This is a genomic window from Novosphingobium sp. HR1a, from assembly GCF_015594425.1.
Taxonomy (GTDB): domain Bacteria; phylum Pseudomonadota; class Alphaproteobacteria; order Sphingomonadales; family Sphingomonadaceae; genus Novosphingobium; species Novosphingobium resinovorum_A.
In genome coordinates this window covers 215,096-231,403 of sequence record NZ_JABXWS010000051.1, presented here as the reverse complement: position 1 = coordinate 231,403, position 16,308 = coordinate 215,096, and the positions used below count along the sequence as shown (strand labels likewise).

Sequence of the window (16,308 nt, the reverse complement as noted above, 5' to 3'; positions counted from 1 at the left end):
CCTACAGCCTGATGCTGACTTGCCGCGCCTGCGGCGTCGAGCCTCTCGCGTGGCTACGCCATGTCCTCACTGAACTGCCCCAGCGACCTCACGACGCCGATATCGACGACCTGCTGCCATTCAACTTCGAAAGACAAGCCTGACCTGCCGACGTCGTCGCGGTGGCCTGTCTCGTCCAGCGTCAACTATGATGGCCGCACTGCCTCCGGAAGCAGCGTGCTACGAAATGCGCGCTTACTACGAATGCGTCTACCTCCATGCCTTCGAGACCGGTTCGGAGCTGAAGGCTGGTCTTGCTCGATGGATTACCTATTACAACACCCAGCGTCCGCACTCGAGCCTTGCCGGCAGAACGCCGGCCGAGGCCTATCGACGGAACGGGCAATCAGATCATGGGGGGCATGCCCCCCATGATCTGATGATCAAGCAGGCGGCATGAACGACAACCGGGTTTAGCTTAACTCAGCCGCCAAACTGTCCAAGAAGGCGGGACCACCTCAGTTGTTCGTCGGGTCTGATCGTGGCGGCCAGCGCGCTGCAATGATGTTCAGCCTCTTCGGCACCGCGCGTCTCCACGACGTCGATCCGCTCGCCTGGTTCACTGACGTCCTCGCCCGGATCGCCGACATACCTCAGAGCTGCCTTCACGAGCTCCTCCCTTGTTGGGGGGGACGGCTCCCAACGGCATCGCAATGTGCCAGAGTGAGTGCGTTGCAAGACTCAATCAAGGGAGCCGCCCGTGGAGCAAATTACCCGCATAGGCATGGATACGTCAAAGAACGTTTTTCAACTGCATGGCGTCGATGCAGCGGAGAAGGCAGTGCTACGCAAGAAGTTGACGCGGCGGGAAATGGTTCGCTTTTTCGAAAAGCTGCCACCCACCGTCGTCGCTATCGAGGCATGCGGCAGTTCACATCATTGGGCGCGCCTTCTCGGATCGCTCGGGCATGACGTAAGGTTGATCGCGCCGCAATTAGCGAAGCCCTACGTCAAGCGCGGCAAGAACGACGCTGCGGATGCAGAAGCTCTCTGCGAAGCGGAAAGGCGATCCACGTCATCCTCGATAACTACGCCGCCCACAAGCATCCCAAAGTGCGCGAGTGGCTCGGCCGGCACCCGCGCTTTACCTTCCACTTTACGCCAACCTCATGCTCATGGCTGAATGCCGTTGAGGGCTTCTTCGCCAAGCTGACCAACCGCCGTCTCAAAGTAACCGCTGCTTCGAGCCCACGTGGGATGTGGAGAGGCTTCAGTGTACGGTCAGGGTTCTTGCAAAGGCACACTGGTCATGGATGAAGGAGATGATCTGGGGGATCATCCGCCAGGTATCTGCAAGAGCCTGATTTGCGAGGGGATCCTGGAGTTGGTCGATCCATGATGTGCCGTCGATGATCGTGCTTTGGCCAAGGATAGCTGCAAGCGGCAAGCCGAACTCTCGGTCAGACACGAAGGGCTTCCATGCGTCCATGTCCAGATGCATTGCAGTGAAGAAGCCATTGGCGAAGTCTTCCAGCAGGACCTCGCCGTCCTCGGTCCGCATATAGATCGGCGCATAGACCTCAGGGCACTCGGCAAGCTCGATGCAGATCTGGTTGTAGCGCTTGAGGATCGTTCGGCGTGCGGGCGCCGATCGGGCGCTTTGGACGTGTTCGCGCAGGATGCTCTTGAGCCATATGTCCGGATTGATGATGGACGGGCCGGCAGCCAACGCCGCGAGGAAGCCATCGATCGAGGAGACACCGGCGACCGGCGGATCAAGCGTATCGAGCCAGATTTCGAGCTGCTCTAATGAGAGCGTTCTGCCGGATGCGGTTTGACGTTTGAAGCTCATGCTGCCAGCGCTTCTAGCCGATCAGTCGCAGGGCGCCAGTTCCATGCCAACAGGCTGTGCAGATCGTTGATCATTACCTCTTCATTCACGATCCGTTCAAGCACATCGTTGAGCCAGGTGTAGGGATCGAGGCCATTGAGGCGAGCAGTCTGGAGAAGCGAGGCAAGCACCGCCCAGGTCCGGGCTCCTTCCTCGCTCCCCGCAAAAAGGCTCGACTTTCTGCCCTGGGCAACATTTCTCATCCCACGCTCGACGGTGTTGGTATCGACCTCGACACGCCCGTCTTCCAAGAATAGCGTCAGGCCCTTCCAGTGGTTGAGGGTGTAGCGCATCGCCTTTGCCAGATCGGATTTGGGTGACAGCCTGGGCAGCATGTCGTCGATCTGCGTTTTGATCGTAGCCATCACCTTACAGGTTTCCGCCTGGCGGGCCGCTAACCGATGTGCGGCATTGCCGGCGCGCACCCGGGCCTCGATCGCGTAGACCTCGCCGATCAGGCCGATGATCGCGGCGGCCACCGGCGACGGGGATTTACGGTAGGCGTCCACGAACTTGCGACGGACATGGGCAAGGCAAAAGACCAGCACGACCCCTTCCGCCCCCTTGCGGACCAGCGCCTTGTAGGCGCCATAACCGTCGACTTGGAGGATCCCCCGATAGCCGGCTAGCTGCTGGCGCGCTTCGGCATGCCCGCGGCCGCGCGCGTGAATGTATGCCACCGCCGGTCGCGCCGGGCCTGACCAGGGACCATCATCGCAGGCATGTGCCCAGAACTGCGTGATCCGGGTTCGTTTTCTTCCTTTCTCAAGGACCGGCATCCGCGTCTCGTCACAAAAAATCCGCGATTGCGCGTGGATGTACGCGAGTTGCAATTCATACAGAGATCTCAGCCACCATGCGATCTTGCGCATCCAGCGGCTTGGTAGGGCGCGATCGAGGATGGCGCCTTGTCCGGCCAGCATCTGAAGCTGTCGGTTGAGAGGGATTGACCATGCAAATCGCGCTGTGGCCATCCAGGCCAGCGTCGAGGTGGTGACCATCGAGCCCGGGATCGCACGCCGGGGCGCTGGTGCCTGAATAACCCCCTCACGGCAATTGCGGCAGGCATAGCGAGGGCGAACGGTACGAATGACGCGTACGATGGCCGGAACCCAGTCGAGGGCCTCACTGGCATCCTCTCCGATTTTGTGGAGCCTGCCTGCGCAGCAAGGGCAATCCAATGTCTGCGGATCGATCACCTGCTCTACCCGCTCAAGATGGGGGGGCAGCGCCATTATGCCGCGCTTCGCGCGCGGGCGCTTGATCACAGGCTTGTCTTCTGACGCTTCATCATCATTGGCCGCGACCGTCGGCGTGCTCACAAGATCGCCCAGATCCAGTTGCCCCTGATCTCCCAGAATGACGCTGGCGCGTTCCGATCGATTGCCGAATGCTTGTTGGGCCATGCCTTTGAGGAGCGAGCGCAGTTGAGCGTTTTCAGCCCGGAGTTCCCGCACAAGGGCGGCCATCTGTTCGAGATCTTCGGGAAGGTCATCGGCTCGCGAGGGCATGGCGGATTATACCACACCACCCTTGTGCCGCCACTCAAAACCGCAGATTTCAGCCAAAAACCTTAGGGCGCCTTTCCTCCTGGAACGGCAGCCTGCGCCAGTCCAGGCCCGATAGAAGTGCCACACATTGCGCCCCCGTCAGGGCAAGCGTCCCTCCTTGCAATGGGGGCCAGTGGAACCTCCCACGGTCGAGCCATTTTGTCGCCATAACCGCGCCGGATCCATCATGACGGACCAACTTGACCTTGTCAGCCGCCTTGTTGCGGAAGACAAACACATCACCGGCACAGGCATCATGGCCCAGAACATGTGTCACCAGTCCCATCAGCCGGTTGATCCCGGCCCTGAAGTCGATGGGCTGCGTCGCCACATAGATCCGCACGCTTCCATCGATCGGGATCATTCCCGGATCGCCGCCAGAACGGTGCGCAAGTGCTCCGCCTCGACGGCGCCGCAAATACGAACTGTCACATCGCGCACCACCAATTCCATGCTGGGCGGGGATGCCGGGACGGCCGGCATTTGCGCGTGCTCCTCGCCAACCACCGTCACTGGCACAAGCCGTAGTTCTTCAACGGTCCCCGCCGCTCGCGCCTGCCGGCGCCAATAATGCAGCAGGCCAAGGCCGACGCCGTTATCCCGCGAAACCTGCGCTACCGTTTTTCCGGAAGTGAAGCTTTCCGCAAGAATACGATCGCGCTCATCATCCGGCCATCGCTCGTGCCGACGCCGGACTGGCTCCAAACTAACAGTCAAACGCGAACTTGCACTGTGCGACGCACACGTCAAACCAACGTTTGGCACCGCATCAATTTCGTCAACCACTGCTCGAGCTCCTCAACGTCTCGCGCAGATCTACCCCTCAAAAACCAACCAGAATACGTGGGGTCGGGGCAGCGGTTACGTCTCAAACGCGGCGTCTTCCACTCGCTCATCGACCTCCAGGCGGCCATCAACCGCTTCCTTGCCGAGCACAATGAAAGCCCAAAGCCATTCGTCTGGACCGCAGACCCAGATAAGATCATCGCCGCCGTCAGGCGCGGGCATCAAGTGTTAGATTCCTGCCACTAGCGGATGCATTCTTTTTGGGTATTGCGTAGAAGAAGAAGCTGTACTTATCTTGCGCGTCCTCCGCAATTGCCGGCGATGGCCTACGGCGGCAGTTGCTGGGAACGATGCAAGTCGAAATGATCGGAGTACCTTGCCGCGTCGTGTACTACAGGAGATGCTTGAGTTCGTGAGTAATATGCAATCTCGTATCGAAACGCTGCCACGTCGCGCGCAGCGTGATATCAAACGAGCCACTCAGATTTTACGCGAAGATTTCGCCAAAGCGACAAAAGGCTTCAAGGCTGAGTCCTGCAGCGGCGGGGGTATTCTGAAAATAATTCTCTTTGGGTCTTATGCAAAGGGCAAGCAAGTCGTTGACCCAGTTGGTCGATACTTCTCTGACTATGACTTACTTGTAGTCGTCGACAAGGAGGAATACACGGACGCTTCCAAATATTGGATTCATGCAGAAGATCGAATCGTCGACATGCTGACGGAGCGTGGTTGGCCCCAGCCACTTTCGCTGATTATACATACGTTGGATGATGTTAACCGTCAACTTCGACTTGGCCGCTATTTCTGGGTTGAGCTAGTTCGTCAAGGCATCGTGTTGTTTGAGAAGATTGGTTTCCCGTTTGAAAAGCCTGGAATTCTCACGAGTGAAGAGGCTCAAACGGAAGCCCAAAGGCACTTTGCCAAAGACTTCCCTGACATAGATATCCTATTGAGCACATCACGGTTTCAGCGCGATCAAGCGCAGTTTGCAAATGACGAGCAGAAACGAAATCGTCTCCGCAATTGGTCGGTTTTTAATCTTCATCAAGCGATGGAGCGGGCCTATTACTGCATTTTGCTAGTGTTCACGTTTTATTCGCCAAAATCCCATAATCTCAACTTCCTTTCGAAACGAGCCGAGCAGCAGGATGAACGCCTGATCGGTGTCTGGAAAACCGACACGAAGTTTGGGAGGCGCTGTTACGAATTGCTTAGGGCCGCGTACGTCAAATCGCGCTACTCAGAACACTACAAGATCAGCGATGAGGAACTCGACTGGATCACTGACCGTATCATGGAATTGCAGGAGTTGACGCGCATCATCTGCGAAGAGCGGATTGCAAAGCTGGGCGGGCCCGACACCGCCGCATCATAGGCGCTGCCTCGCGAGGCCCCCTCTACACCGATGAATTCGCGGTGTGCTGTAGCTGACGATTGCCCGCTGATGATCTGTGCTAGCATTGCAAACGGATCGCCGGATGGATCGGGCTTCGTTCGGGGAGGGGTGTAGCAGCGTTTGTGCGTGCCCTGCCAAATGGTGAGCTTTCGCATAGATTATTCCACACCCGCCCCCTCTCATCCGTTATCTGCCCACCCACCGATCGCCCCCCAAGTCACTTCCCCCCTTGCCAGGCGTAATCGCTTGCGACAAGTTCATAGGGCCGCTGGAAGTCAGCGGTAGGGGCGTGGAACCCCCTATGCAACGAGCCGCCTTTCCATCCTTGTCGGGTGAGAGGCCAATCCGGCTGTCAAAAGCCGGGACTAAACAGTGCCGTGGCAGTTGCCGCGCATTTGCCCCTGCATGGGTGTTCCGCACAGCCGGAATGGCTGCCGCCTCTCGTTTTGAGAAGATGCAGGAGCAGGCCCATGGCCGATCCCAATGCCGATGCCCCGAAAGAGTTGGTGGGCGATGCTCTCGACGCCCGCGCACTTGAGGCGTGGCATTCGTCGCACTCGACGTGGCTTCATGGCTTTCTCATGCGCACCTTGCGCATCCAGCCTGCGGAAGCGGACGATATCGTTCAGGACACCTGGTTGCGGATCATCCGCACCTCGCTCAGCGATGTCGAGCATCCCCGCGCATTTCTTTCGCGCGTCGCGGTCAACCTGTTTCGCGATCGGCGGCGCCGCGAGCACGTGCGCAGCAGCCATTTGCGTCTGGTCTTCGACAGTCGCCGCGACAGCATCGATCCTTCCGCGATGGCGGAGCAAGAAGGCAACCTGGAACTCGAGCGGGCAATTCTCGATTTGCCCGAAAGCATCCGTGATGTATTCATATTGAGCCGGTTTCGCTCGATGACGAATCGAGACATCGCGGCACAGCTTGGAATCTCGGTGAAAACCGTCGAATGGCGGATCGGCAGGGCTATAGAGCTATGCGCCCATAGATTGCGGGGCTAGGCGGCAGGGGATGGACGAGGAGGATTTCGCGGCGCGGCAACGGGGCGAGGACGCGGCGCGGTGGTTTGCCCGCCTCAAGACAGTTCCGGTATCCCAAGGTACGCTCAACGACTTCTTCGTGTGGCATCGTGATCCGGACAATGCCAAGGCCTTCGAAGATGCCGAACGGTTCTGGTCGAGGGCGGCGACGGTGGGAGAACGCCCGGCAATTCTGCGCGCCATCGAGCAGGCCGAGGCGCGCACCCAATCTCGGCGACGCGCTCCTCGAATACCGCGCGCCTTGGCCGTCCTCGCCATCGGCTGTGCTGGCCTACTCCTTGTCTTCGCCGGAATACGCGCGTTCACCACGAAAGGGGAGACGTTCAGCACACCTCCAGGCGAACAGCGAATGATCGCGCTGGCAGATGGATCACGCCTCAATCTCAACGTCGAGACTGCCGTGCGCGTTAATTATACAGCCGAGGCCAGGCAATTGGAGCTGCGCAGCGGCGAGGCGGTGTTTCAGGTGGCCCACAACAAGGCGCGGCCGTTTACGGTGACCGCGGGCGGCGTCACCGTGACGGCCACCGGAACCCGTTTCGATGTCGCGCTTCGTGCGAAGACGACCTTCGTGACCCTGATCGAGGGCAGCGTTCTGGTCCGCGCTGCCGATGGAAAAACCATCCGCTTAAGTCCCGGCGAGCAATGGCGATCATCAGCAGGTGTGGCCACGCTGGAGCGCGTGAACGCAGAGGCCGTCACCGCCTGGACCCAGGGGCGCATCATCTTCGACAATGCGCCGCTTGCTGATGCTGTCGCCGAAATCAATCGCCATCGCGGGAGGCAGATCGTTCTAGGCACACCGCAACTGGGCACCCGCCGCATCAGCGGTTCTTTCGAAGCTGGTGATAGCGAGAGCTTCGCGGCCGCAGTCTCCGCTCTGTTGCCGGTGGAGCAGACTTTCGACAAGGCTGGGCGCATCCGTTTATCAGAGCGGGTCACTACGCAAAAAGAAAATGATCAATCCCGTTAGGGTTACTGCACTCCCCGCACGTCTTATTCCCAAACAATGCTGATGCAGATCCTGGGTGCTTTGCCCTTGCACTGCAGATGCGTATCAATGGGATATGGCTATGAAAATGAGGGGATCTCTTTCACTTCTCTATGGAGCGGCTACCTATGCCGCGCTGTCGTGTGCTTTGCTCGCAAATGGGTCAGTGCAGGCCCGGGAAGCGCGCTCGGACGCAATCGCTTTCAATATTCCTGGCGGATCGTTGCAGGCCGCATTGACGGCTTTTGCCGGGCAATCGGGCCTGCAATTGATCTATGCTCCCGAAAATGTGGCTGGCCGGGCGGCGTCGGCGGTGCGCGAAAAGCTTCCCGCCCGTGTCGCGCTCGACCGTCTCATCAAGGGCACGGGCCTCCACATTCGACAGGTCAACGAACGCGTCATCGTGCTGGAGCGGTACGGCACACGCCCGGGTACCGGTGCCTTGACCGTGTCAGGAGAGGCTGATGCCGCGTCGCAGACGGCCGCACCAATTCCTGATTCGATTGCGGCGTCAGGCGTAGGAACCGAACGATCCGCGCCAGATCCGATGACTGCACGCGATGAAGAGATCGTAGTGACAGGGAGCCGCATTCGCGGCGCGGCCAGTCCGTCGCCGCGCACGACGGCCACTCGTCAGGCGCTAGAGGACGCTGGCATCACCGATATGGCGGGATTTTCACGGATCCTCCTGCAGAATTTCACTGGAGGACAGAACCCGGGTGTTGCCGGAGGCGGGGACCAGGGCGGGCAGAACAATATCAACAACTCGGCCACGCTTAACTTGCGGGGTCTCGGCCCCGACGCCACGCTGACTCTGATCAACGGCCATCGCCTGGCTTACGATGCGCTCAATCAGGGTATCGATATATCGACGATTCCCCTCGCTGCCATTGAACGGGTCGAAGTGGTCGCGGACGGCGCCTCGGCGCTCTATGGGTCCGATGCGGTAGGCGGCGTCGCCAACATCGTCCTGCGCCGCGACTATTCCGGTGCGCAAGTCAGCGCCCGCTATGGGGCTTCCACTGACGGTGGTAACAGCCAGCAGCAGTATACCGGCGTGACCGGCGCACGGTGGAATTCCGGCGGTGTGATGGTGGCTGCCGACTATATTCACTCGTCGCCCATCACCGCAGCGGATCGAAGCTACACCCGCCATCTCGACGAATCGCAGATGTTGCTGTTGCGTAATTCCCAGTTCAGTGCCGTTGTCGCAGGGCATCAGAGACTGGCTGAAGGCGTGACCTTCGAGATAGACGCCCAGGTCGCCGATCGCCGCTCGCGCAAGGCAACGGCATTCTTTGTGACCCGGGACGCCTACACCGACGGACTGGTCAATCGTCCCCGCGTGCGCACGTGGGCCCTCACGCCGGTCGTGCGGATCGAGCTACCGTCGCAGTGGACCGCGTCTTTGGAATTCACGCGCTCGGTAAGCAAAACGGACATTCTATCGCATCGCTTTACCGCCGGCGTGGATTCGCCCGGGCGCCTTACTTACGAGAACCACCTGACCAATATCGAGGGTAGCGCGGAAGGACCGCTGGTACACCTTCCCGGCGGAGACGCGCGCCTCGCAATCGGCGCAGGCTACCGCAAGTTCGGGCTCGACATCGACGTCAGTCAAATTGTCGGCGGCGCCTCGGTGACGACCAGTGATGCGCGCGAAAAACGCAACAGTCTCTTCGCTTACGGTGAGCTTGCTGTACCAGTCGTCGGGCCGGCGAACCGCTCGAGCGGCTTTTACGATCTCCATCTCAGCGCGGCGGTGCGTTATGAGCGGTATGAGGGCATCGACGAAGTCGCGACCCCCAAGTTCGGGATCGTCTATGCTCCTCACCGCGACGTGACGTTCAAGGCCAGTTGGGGGCGATCGTTCAAGATTCCGACTCTCAATCAGATCAATCAGGTTCAGGCAGGCAGCCTGCTGCCTGCGAGCCTGTTTGCGCCCCAGCCAAGCCCTGGCTTGCCTGCAGGGGCGACGGTTCTCTTGCTGGGCGGCGGCAATCCGGATCTGCGCGCCGAGCGTGCAACAACCTGGACGGCTACCTTCGAACTTCGCCCCAGCTTCATCCCGGACCTTGAGATAACGGCCACCTATTTTGACGTCGATTACCGTCAGCGGATCGCCTCGCCGGTGACATCGGTGCTTTCCTCGCTCGGCAATCCGGCCTTCGCCGATTTCATCACTTTCAATCCCTCGGCGCAGCAGATCGAGGCGATAATCGCAGGCCTGCCCGAAGGGCTGAGCAATCAAAGTGGCGGCCCGTTCGACCCTGCCGGCGTTGGAGCGATCATCGACACCAGCCTGCGCAACACCGCGCGCGAACGCGCCCGCGGGCTCGATATCTCGGCCCTCTACCGAGCCGCATTGGGTGAAGAGGATACCCTTACGCTCACAGCCGCAGCCAGCTACCTTGATGCCGACCGCAAGCTGAGCGCCGGACAGGCACCGTTGGAGCGATCCGGCGTAATCTTCACTCCGCCGCACTGGCGGGTGCGGGGCGGGCTGAACTGGGAGCGGGCCAATACTCAGGTCGCTGCGTCGCTGAACTACGCCGGCGGTGTTGTCGACAACCGATTTGTCGTTCCCGCGGCGATCGGTACCTTCACGACGCTTGATCTCAGTGCCGGTTTTCGCAGCACTGCGCAGGCAGGATTGCTTCGCAATGTCGACCTGCGCGTCTCCGCGCTCAATATCCTGAACGAGAAGCCAGACGTGATCAGGACGACCGATCCTGCGGCAATTCCTTTCGATTCGACCAATCAGTCCTCGATCGGTCGGTTCGTCAGCCTGGCGGTGACCAAATCATGGTAAGGATGAGCCATGCTATCTGTGCCTTGGCTACGGCCTTGCTGTCCTGGCCGGTGCACGCCGCGGATAGCCAGGACTGCGCAGATTTGCTGCCGGAGTCGGGAAATGCGGTTCGCCGTGCGCTGATTGCCGAGGATCTTGCCCGCCTGCGTGACATCGGGCCTGTCGATACCCCCAGCGAGGACCGCCGTATCCTGGCCTTGTCGCCCGATGGCAAGCATCTCGCGTTCCAGCTGCGGCGCGCCAACCCGCAGGGCAACGCCTATTGTCTCGCCATGGTGGTGGCGGATGTGACAGGCAGCCAGCCCGTGCGTATTGTCGATCGCGGTGGGGAATTCATCCGCACCATGCTGGATCTGAGGACGCAAGCGGGGTCGCCGACCGGGATTGCCAAAGTCATCACGCCGCGCTGGTCACCTGACGGGCGATGGTTTGCCTACCTCAAGCGTGAGGGATCGGTCACGCAAGTCTGGCGAGCCAACGCCGATGGCAGCCGCAGCGCGCCAATCACGCGCAGTAATGACGATGTTGAGGATTTTTACCTCGCGGGGGACGGCAACGGCCTCGTCTTCTCCGTGGCGTCTTTGCGTGAGGCGAACCAGGCTATCGACGATGAGGGCCTGACAGGTTTCCATTATGATGAGCGTTTTGCTCCGGGTTCCAGCCCGCGGCCTTTCCCGCCGGCCCCGGTACAGCGCATGGTCTGGTTCATGGACCTGTCTTCCGGTGCGCTGCGCCCGGCCACAAACGAGGAGCGCGAAGGTCTGGAGGCGGGAGGCCCGCGCGAAGGGACCTGGAAAGAAGCGAGCAATCCGCGTGGCGACCGGGCGTGGCTCGATACGGCAGCACCGACATACTGGCAGCAGTTGGGCCGTCTGACAGTGGATTTTGCCGACCGTCGATCGCTCGCATGCCCAGATGCAGTGTGCGCAGGTGTTCGTCGTCCCTGGTGGACCAGGCAAGGCTACGTCCGGTTTGTGCGGCGGGAGGGCTGGGCTGACGGTTCAACCGCGATTTACCAGTGGCGGCCTGGCCATGGAAGCCCACGAAGGATCTATGTCACTGACGACGTGCTGGTCGACTGTGTGCCCGACGGCGATGGGTTGATCTGCCTTCGCGAAAGCTCTCTCATCCCGCGCCGACTTGAACGACTTGATCCGCGAACCGGCCATCGACAGGTCCTGTTCGATCCCAACCCGGAGTTTGCGGGCCTGTCGCTCGGAAAAGCCGAGCGGCTGCATCTTACCAATGCTTATGGCCTGCCTTCGATCGCGGATCTTGTCCTGCCGGTGGGCTATCAGCCTGGCGAGCACTATCCGATGGTGGTGGTGCAGTATCATACACGGGGGTTTCTGCGAGGAGGGACAGGCGACGACTATCCCATCCAGGCCTTCGCCAATCGGGGCTACGCCGTACTCAGCGTAAGCAAACCCGCATCGATCGGCTTGTCCCGGACCACGGACTTCGCCGAAGCCGATCGAATCAACCTCAAGGATTTCGCGGATCGCCGCAGCGTCCTCTCTTCAGTCGAGCAGGGCGTCCGCCTGGCGATCGCGCGGGGTATAGCTGACCCCAAGCGTGTCGGCATCACCGGTCTGAGCGATGGCGCTTCGACGGTCATGTTCGCGCTGCTGCATAGCACGCTCTTTTCAGCTGCGGCCATGAGCCAGTGTTGTTATGATCCCACAATGACCGCAAGGGGTGGGCCCGGGGCTGCGAAGAGTTTTTACTTCTATGGCTACCCTAAGCTGACGGATCGCAGCACGCAGGCCGAGGATTTCTGGCGTCAGATCGCGCTGTCGTACAACGCGGACCGGATCCGCACCCCAATCCTGCTTCAATTGTCGGACGACGAGTACAGTAGCGCGCTCGTTACGTATACGGCGCTGCGCGAGGCAAAGGTGCCGATCGACATGTTCGTGTTCCCAGGCGAGCATCACATCAAGTGGCAACCCGCTCACCGTCTGGCCCAGTACCAGCGCTCGCTCGACTGGTTCGATTACTGGCTCAAGGACACGCGCCCTGCGGCATACGCTCGGCCCAGGGAACTCAGCCATTGGGAGGCACTGCGTCGCGACCAGCTTTCGGCAGGAAATTCGTGAAATTCCAGAGGCGATTCTCTGTTGTCCTGGATCCGCCTCAGGATCCTTCGCCGAGCTTGGCCGTGACCCAGGCTTCTACGTTGAGCAGTTGGAGGAGGCGGACATTGCGTTCAGCGTCCATCATGCACTCGCGGCGAAGGCATTTCTCAATTGCCAGTCGGTCGATGAGACCTTGCTGCGCGAGGTGCCCATCGAGAAGGCGTCGCTCGATAAGGCTATGATGCTCTCGGATAATGGCGTTGCAGAACGGATCGGGGCTCCCCTTTGATCGCCGGGCGGTGATCTGCGCCGGTAGAGCAGTGGCGAAGGCCTCGCGGGCTACAGCCCGATCACGGCCTCCATGGCGCCACTGCCAGCTGGGAATCGCGAGTGATTCCTCGACAATCGGCTGGGATAGCAGGGGGGTGATGACCGGAAGGTGGCGACTGCGATCCGGCTCCAGGCTTAACTGCGGACGAAGGAGGGCCGCGATATGTGCCGCCTTGCCCGGAAGCGCCCCAGAAGGCGCAACAAGCCACGGGTGCGCGGCGGGCTGCACCGCCAAAGCGGCACAGAGGCTCGGCTCAAGCAGAGCGGGAGTAGGGCGCCAGCGATAGGAAGGTGGTCGGAGGGTGAGGCGCAATGCCGCACGCAGCGCCGGAAAGACACCGCTCTGCGTCTGCCTGCAGACATCTTGGATGGTGGAGAAAAGACCAGGGGATAATCCTTCATGGAGTGCTCGGTCAGCGATCGCGGCGGCAGATTGGGAATAGGCAAAGACGTTGTCGCCGCCGTTGCCGGTGAAGAATGCTGCGGCGCCCGCTTGCGTCGCGGCCGCGACGTTGGCAGCCTCATAAGCCTGCTCCTGGGCGCGGCCGATGGGTCTTGGCAGGTGGTCGCCAAGCGCGCGGGCCGGATCAATCCCCGCCATTTCAAAACGCTGCTCGGTCAGTCCAAGCCCCAAGTGGCTGCACAAGGACCGGGCATACGCGCGCTCGTCTCCCATCGGATCGTCCGTGAACATCGTGACGCATGTGGCGGAAACGCCTGGCGTGGCAAGGCAGGCTGCGATGATGGACGAATCCAGCCCGCCCGATATACTAACCAGGGCACGAGGATAGAGCGAAGCCCATGCCGCTACGCAGTCTTGAACAGTCTGCCGCAGTCGGTCGGCGGCGATGGCAATGTGCCTTCCCGCAACGGGCGTGGTGAAGGCCCATGGCGACCATTTTGCGGTAAGCGCCGCGCTATCGCCTTCGAGCCTGAGAGCAAAACCCGGAAGCAATTCGCTGATACCGTCCAATACGGTTTCTGCAGTTGGCAGGCCATCCCAATAGAGAAAGCGTGCGAGTGCCGGCCAGTCGATCGCGGGGCGTACAGTGTCGCTTGCGAGGAGCAGATCGATGTCCGAGGCCATGAAGGTGGTGCTCGCCGTACGCGTGAAATAGCAAGGAAGAGCGCCGGACGGATCGCGCATCACGCTCGAGCAAGTGCCGTCGGTTTTTGCCGAGACATAGCCGCCCCAGAAGCGCGTAAGCAGATCGCTTTCGGTGCTGATCGGTGGCATTGCATCGAACGGCTGGGAGCAGTCGTCACGCTTCTCACGGTCATTGCGACGGAAGAGGGTGCCTAGAACGACGCCGCCTTTTGTCGGAAAAGGGGTCAACGCCGCCGGATTAGCGAGCGCCACCAGAGGGTGCTCTTGGTGGATTACGTCCAGACCTGTCAGCTCCGCCAGGCGATCTGCAGAGGGGGTATGCACGCCGCCGTGCGCGATACTCAAGAGATAACGTGGTCGCATGCGACAGACATGATCGGCGTGAACAGGCGAACTTGTTCGAGGTCGCCAACGACGACGGCGTCGCCGAGTTGAATCCAGCAGTGCGCCGCGAAAGGATCCATGCGGACGCCGAACGTCAAAACGGGGCGAAGACCTCGCCTCACACACAAGCGCCAGGCTGCGAGCGCCCGAGGCAGGCATTTGTCTGCAGAGCGCATCATTTGCGCTGTCGTGGCAAAGGCTGCGCCGATTCGCTGACCATCGACAACATCTCGCGAAAGCGAGGCCAGGCGGGAGGGGGCCTTGGGCAGGTCCGCCAGAACCTGTGCCAAGGGAAAACGTCGCAACGCAGTCTCGGCGCGATGCTGAGCCAGTGCGGCCCTCGCAACCTCCAGCAGGTTCCCTCGCGCCGTGGGTGCTGAGCTGGATCCGGTGCGAGCGCCATAGTCGCGCCGGATCGGCACAAGCGAAAGCGGGCGGCGATCACACTCTCCCGGGCCGGAAGCCAGGATGTTGCAACGCAAAAGGCGCTGCAGCGCGGCTTCGCCAGGATCGCCGCCCGCGGCCCAACTCTGAAACGCGCCCTGCAAGGCATGGGGAAGTGTGAAGTACTGGTCCTGTTCAATATCAAGGAAGACGGCGCGGTCCGTGCAGATGCACCAGAAGAGACCTTCACGTACTCGCATGATTCCGCGCATCCCCGAAAAGGGCGCGTGCCCCTTCATAAGGGGCACGCGCGTCTTATGGTCAGTCGTCCGTGAGACCGCTGCCGGTGAGCTGAAGACCTCGCTCGAAATCATTGATCCCGACTTGGCCACCCTTGGTCTCGGTGCTCACCGCACCAAGCTCGACCATGGTATCTTCTTCTACATGCTCCATGACATTTCTCCGTTGCTGCGACATGCAGCAGCGGAATTATGACCCTGAGAGTTGTTGGGAAGAAGGATATATGGAAAATATGCAACGAATATATGCGGAAGTAAAAATGTCTTCATAAATAAAAAGCGCAAAACGCTGAAAATTAATTCTCCAAGACGGCCATTTTTGGGAACTTGGATGTGTTGATAGGCATATATTGGCTAAATGGAGGGGCCTTTCGGCGGGATTTGCTTAGATTTCAGCTTGAGTGCGCATTGCTTTGATAACAGTTCTGGCCATGCGCTTACGAGAGGTATGGTAGGTCGCAAGCAGACGCCGCAGTCCTGCTAAATCCTGCGACGAAGCCGCCGCGTGGATCGCCGACAGCTCTTCTCGACCGCTCAATTCATAGGTCATTTCGATATGCCGCGCGGCGCCGAGCCGCGCGTTTGTCCAGCGCATTGCCTCCGCGTGGATCAGACTGGATGAGGCGCGGGCAATAGCGGTAAATATCCTTTCGACGGCCTGGACACTGTAATCATAGTCTTCTTCTGGCAGCGCAATGCCGGACAGTGTGCGCCGGCGCAGCGCCGAAAGAACCAACTCTTGGTTCCAATCGTAAAGCTCGCGCAAATCGGCTTCTTCCATAGGGAAGGCGAAGTAGCCGTCGCCATGGCGGAGATCGACGAGGTGCTCGCCTGCCAGAATGTGCAGTGCATCTCGCACTGGTGTCACGCTGATGCTCAGCTCATCGGCCACCATGAGAGGTTCGATTCGGCCACCTGGTCGCACTTCAAGGTGGGCAAGCCGGTGCCGGATCGAGTCGTACGCGCGCCTGGTTGCTGGCCCCAATCTATTCATACCAAGCAGGCCATGCTCGCGCCGGCGTTGTCGTCCACCATCCTAGGACCTTGCTGCATGTGGGGGAAGTGGTTGAACTCGAGATGCACGCTGGTCATAGCCTTCCTCTGTCATCAGTGGGTTGACAGGGTAAGGCAGGCTAACGGCTAAGCGTCGAGCAAAGTGCGATTTCTCACCGCCTTTCAAGAGTAGCGAATCAGTCTGCATCCAAAGAAAGGTGGTGCGATCCGTAGAAATCGTGCGGGTTACGCGCCAAATTCTTGCGCCGTTTTCCACGCTCGAA

The 16,308-nt window shown here is 60.3% G+C and carries 14 protein-coding genes and 5 pseudogenes; 11 read left to right on the top strand and 8 right to left on the bottom strand.

Going from position 1 to position 16,308, the window contains the following annotated elements; translation table 11 throughout:
- From HWN72_RS14700 to HWN72_RS32010, 5 genes and pseudogenes are all read left to right on the top strand, one after another.
- On the top strand, nt 1-143 hold a 143-nt coding region (locus HWN72_RS14700; RefSeq protein ID WP_211150534.1), incomplete at its 5' end, for a transposase domain-containing protein.
- A 95-nt stretch (nt 144-238) separates the two neighbouring features.
- Nucleotides 239-439 (top strand): annotated as a pseudogene (locus tag HWN72_RS14695) (integrase core domain-containing protein); the annotation flags it as partial.
- A 62-nt stretch (nt 440-501) separates the two neighbouring features.
- Nucleotides 502-660 (top strand): annotated as a pseudogene (locus tag HWN72_RS14690) (transposase domain-containing protein); the annotation flags it as partial.
- A gap of 79 nt (nt 661-739) precedes the next feature.
- A pseudogene (locus HWN72_RS14685) lies at nt 740-1,054 on the top strand (IS110 family transposase); the annotation flags it as partial.
- Nucleotides 1,042-1,343 (top strand): annotated as a pseudogene (locus HWN72_RS32010) (transposase); the annotation flags it as partial. The pseudogenes HWN72_RS14685 and HWN72_RS32010, both read left to right, overlap by 13 nt.
- On the opposite strand, the gene HWN72_RS14675 reads toward HWN72_RS32010, so the two are convergent.
- Genes HWN72_RS14675 through HWN72_RS14660 form a run of 4 tightly spaced genes read right to left on the bottom strand, consistent with a single transcriptional unit; the run spans nt 1,250 to nt 4,206 of the window.
- Nucleotides 1,250-1,831, bottom strand: a complete 582-nt coding sequence (locus tag HWN72_RS14675; RefSeq protein ID WP_036531284.1) for a UPF0149 family protein — start codon at nt 1,829-1,831, stop codon at nt 1,250-1,252. The pseudogene HWN72_RS32010 and the gene HWN72_RS14675 overlap by 94 nt on opposite strands.
- Nucleotides 1,828-3,381 carry an IS66 family transposase gene (locus HWN72_RS14670; RefSeq protein WP_211150529.1) on the bottom strand — a complete coding sequence of 518 codons (1,554 nt, stop codon included), beginning with the start codon at nt 3,379-3,381 and terminating at the stop codon, nt 1,828-1,830. Before HWN72_RS14670 ends, HWN72_RS14675 begins: the two co-directional genes overlap by 4 nt.
- Nucleotides 3,382-3,430: 49 nt before the next feature.
- Nucleotides 3,431-3,784, bottom strand: coding sequence for an IS66 family insertion sequence element accessory protein TnpB (tnpB, locus tag HWN72_RS14665; RefSeq protein ID WP_036531136.1), 354 nt, complete (start codon nt 3,782-3,784; stop codon nt 3,431-3,433).
- Nucleotides 3,781-4,206, bottom strand: a complete 426-nt coding sequence (locus HWN72_RS14660) for a transposase (RefSeq protein ID WP_081799271.1) — start codon at nt 4,204-4,206, stop codon at nt 3,781-3,783. Before HWN72_RS14660 ends, tnpB begins: the two co-directional genes overlap by 4 nt.
- Before the next feature lie 75 nt (nt 4,207-4,281).
- On the opposite strand from HWN72_RS14660, the pseudogene HWN72_RS14655 reads away from it, so the two are divergent.
- The 6 genes and pseudogenes from HWN72_RS14655 to HWN72_RS14630 all read left to right on the top strand — a co-directional run.
- Nucleotides 4,282-4,452: pseudogene (locus HWN72_RS14655) on the top strand (IS630 family transposase); the annotation flags it as partial.
- A gap of 154 nt (nt 4,453-4,606) precedes the next feature.
- On the top strand, nt 4,607-5,581 hold the full coding sequence (locus HWN72_RS14650; RefSeq protein ID WP_211150528.1) for a HEPN domain-containing protein: 975 nt from the start codon (nt 4,607-4,609) through the stop codon (nt 5,579-5,581).
- Between the two features lie 491 nt (nt 5,582-6,072).
- On the top strand, nt 6,073-6,606 hold the full coding sequence (locus HWN72_RS14645; RefSeq protein WP_211150527.1) for an RNA polymerase sigma factor: 534 nt from the start codon (nt 6,073-6,075) through the stop codon (nt 6,604-6,606).
- 10 nt (nt 6,607-6,616) lie between these two features.
- On the top strand, nt 6,617-7,618 hold the full coding sequence (locus HWN72_RS14640) for a FecR domain-containing protein (protein WP_211150526.1): 1,002 nt from the start codon (nt 6,617-6,619) through the stop codon (nt 7,616-7,618).
- Between the two features lie 106 nt (nt 7,619-7,724).
- Nucleotides 7,725-10,448, top strand: coding sequence for a TonB-dependent receptor (locus HWN72_RS14635; protein WP_248006011.1), 2,724 nt, complete (start codon nt 7,725-7,727; stop codon nt 10,446-10,448).
- Nucleotides 10,442-12,547: an Atxe2 family lasso peptide isopeptidase gene (locus HWN72_RS14630; protein ID WP_248006010.1), complete on the top strand. Its 2,106-nt coding sequence runs from the start codon at nt 10,442-10,444 to the stop codon at nt 12,545-12,547. The genes HWN72_RS14635 and HWN72_RS14630 overlap by 7 nt, the downstream gene beginning before the upstream one ends.
- A gap of 37 nt (nt 12,548-12,584) precedes the next feature.
- Here the strand turns inward: HWN72_RS14630 and HWN72_RS14625 are convergent, their stop codons facing one another.
- The 4 genes from HWN72_RS14625 to HWN72_RS14610 form a co-directional block, all read right to left on the bottom strand.
- Entirely contained in the window at nt 12,585-14,309 is a 1,725-nt protein-coding gene (locus tag HWN72_RS14625) for an asparagine synthase-related protein (RefSeq protein ID WP_211150525.1), read from the bottom strand.
- Nucleotides 14,306-14,992, bottom strand: coding sequence for a lasso peptide biosynthesis B2 protein (locus tag HWN72_RS14620; RefSeq protein WP_211150524.1), 687 nt, complete (start codon nt 14,990-14,992; stop codon nt 14,306-14,308). The genes HWN72_RS14625 and HWN72_RS14620 overlap by 4 nt, the downstream gene beginning before the upstream one ends.
- Nucleotides 14,993-15,053: 61 nt before the next feature.
- Nucleotides 15,054-15,185, bottom strand: a complete 132-nt coding sequence (locus tag HWN72_RS14615) for a benenodin family lasso peptide (RefSeq protein WP_162177395.1) — start codon at nt 15,183-15,185, stop codon at nt 15,054-15,056.
- 231 nt (nt 15,186-15,416) lie between these two features.
- The gene (locus HWN72_RS14610; protein ID WP_248006009.1) at nt 15,417-16,025 is read right to left on the bottom strand and encodes a GntR family transcriptional regulator; all 609 of its coding nucleotides are present in this window, start codon (nt 16,023-16,025) and stop codon (nt 15,417-15,419) included.
- Nucleotides 16,026-16,308 lie beyond the last annotated feature (283 nt).

What these genes read in the sequence shown, in the direction of transcription:
- HWN72_RS14675 (WP_036531284.1), bottom strand. Translation starts at nt 1,831, where the DNA reads ATGAGCTTCAAACGTCAAACCGCATCCGGCAGAACGCTCTCATTAGAG.
- HWN72_RS14670 (WP_211150529.1), bottom strand. Translation starts at nt 3,381, where the DNA reads ATGCCCTCGCGAGCCGATGACCTTCCCGAAGATCTCGAACAGATGGCC.
- tnpB (WP_036531136.1), bottom strand. Translation starts at nt 3,784, where the DNA reads ATGATCCCGATCGATGGAAGCGTGCGGATCTATGTGGCGACGCAGCCC.
- HWN72_RS14650 (WP_211150528.1), top strand. Translation starts at nt 4,607, where the DNA reads ATGCTTGAGTTCGTGAGTAATATGCAATCTCGTATCGAAACGCTGCCA.
- HWN72_RS14645 (WP_211150527.1), top strand. Translation starts at nt 6,073, where the DNA reads ATGGCCGATCCCAATGCCGATGCCCCGAAAGAGTTGGTGGGCGATGCT.
- HWN72_RS14640 (WP_211150526.1), top strand. Translation starts at nt 6,617, where the DNA reads ATGGACGAGGAGGATTTCGCGGCGCGGCAACGGGGCGAGGACGCGGCG.
- HWN72_RS14635 (WP_248006011.1), top strand. Translation starts at nt 7,725, where the DNA reads ATGAGGGGATCTCTTTCACTTCTCTATGGAGCGGCTACCTATGCCGCG.
- HWN72_RS14630 (WP_248006010.1), top strand. Translation starts at nt 10,442, where the DNA reads ATGGTAAGGATGAGCCATGCTATCTGTGCCTTGGCTACGGCCTTGCTG.
- HWN72_RS14620 (WP_211150524.1), bottom strand. Translation starts at nt 14,992, where the DNA reads ATGCGAGTACGTGAAGGTCTCTTCTGGTGCATCTGCACGGACCGCGCC.
- HWN72_RS14615 (WP_162177395.1), bottom strand. Translation starts at nt 15,185, where the DNA reads ATGGAGCATGTAGAAGAAGATACCATGGTCGAGCTTGGTGCGGTGAGC.
- HWN72_RS14610 (WP_248006009.1), bottom strand. Translation starts at nt 16,025, where the DNA reads ATGAATAGATTGGGGCCAGCAACCAGGCGCGCGTACGACTCGATCCGG.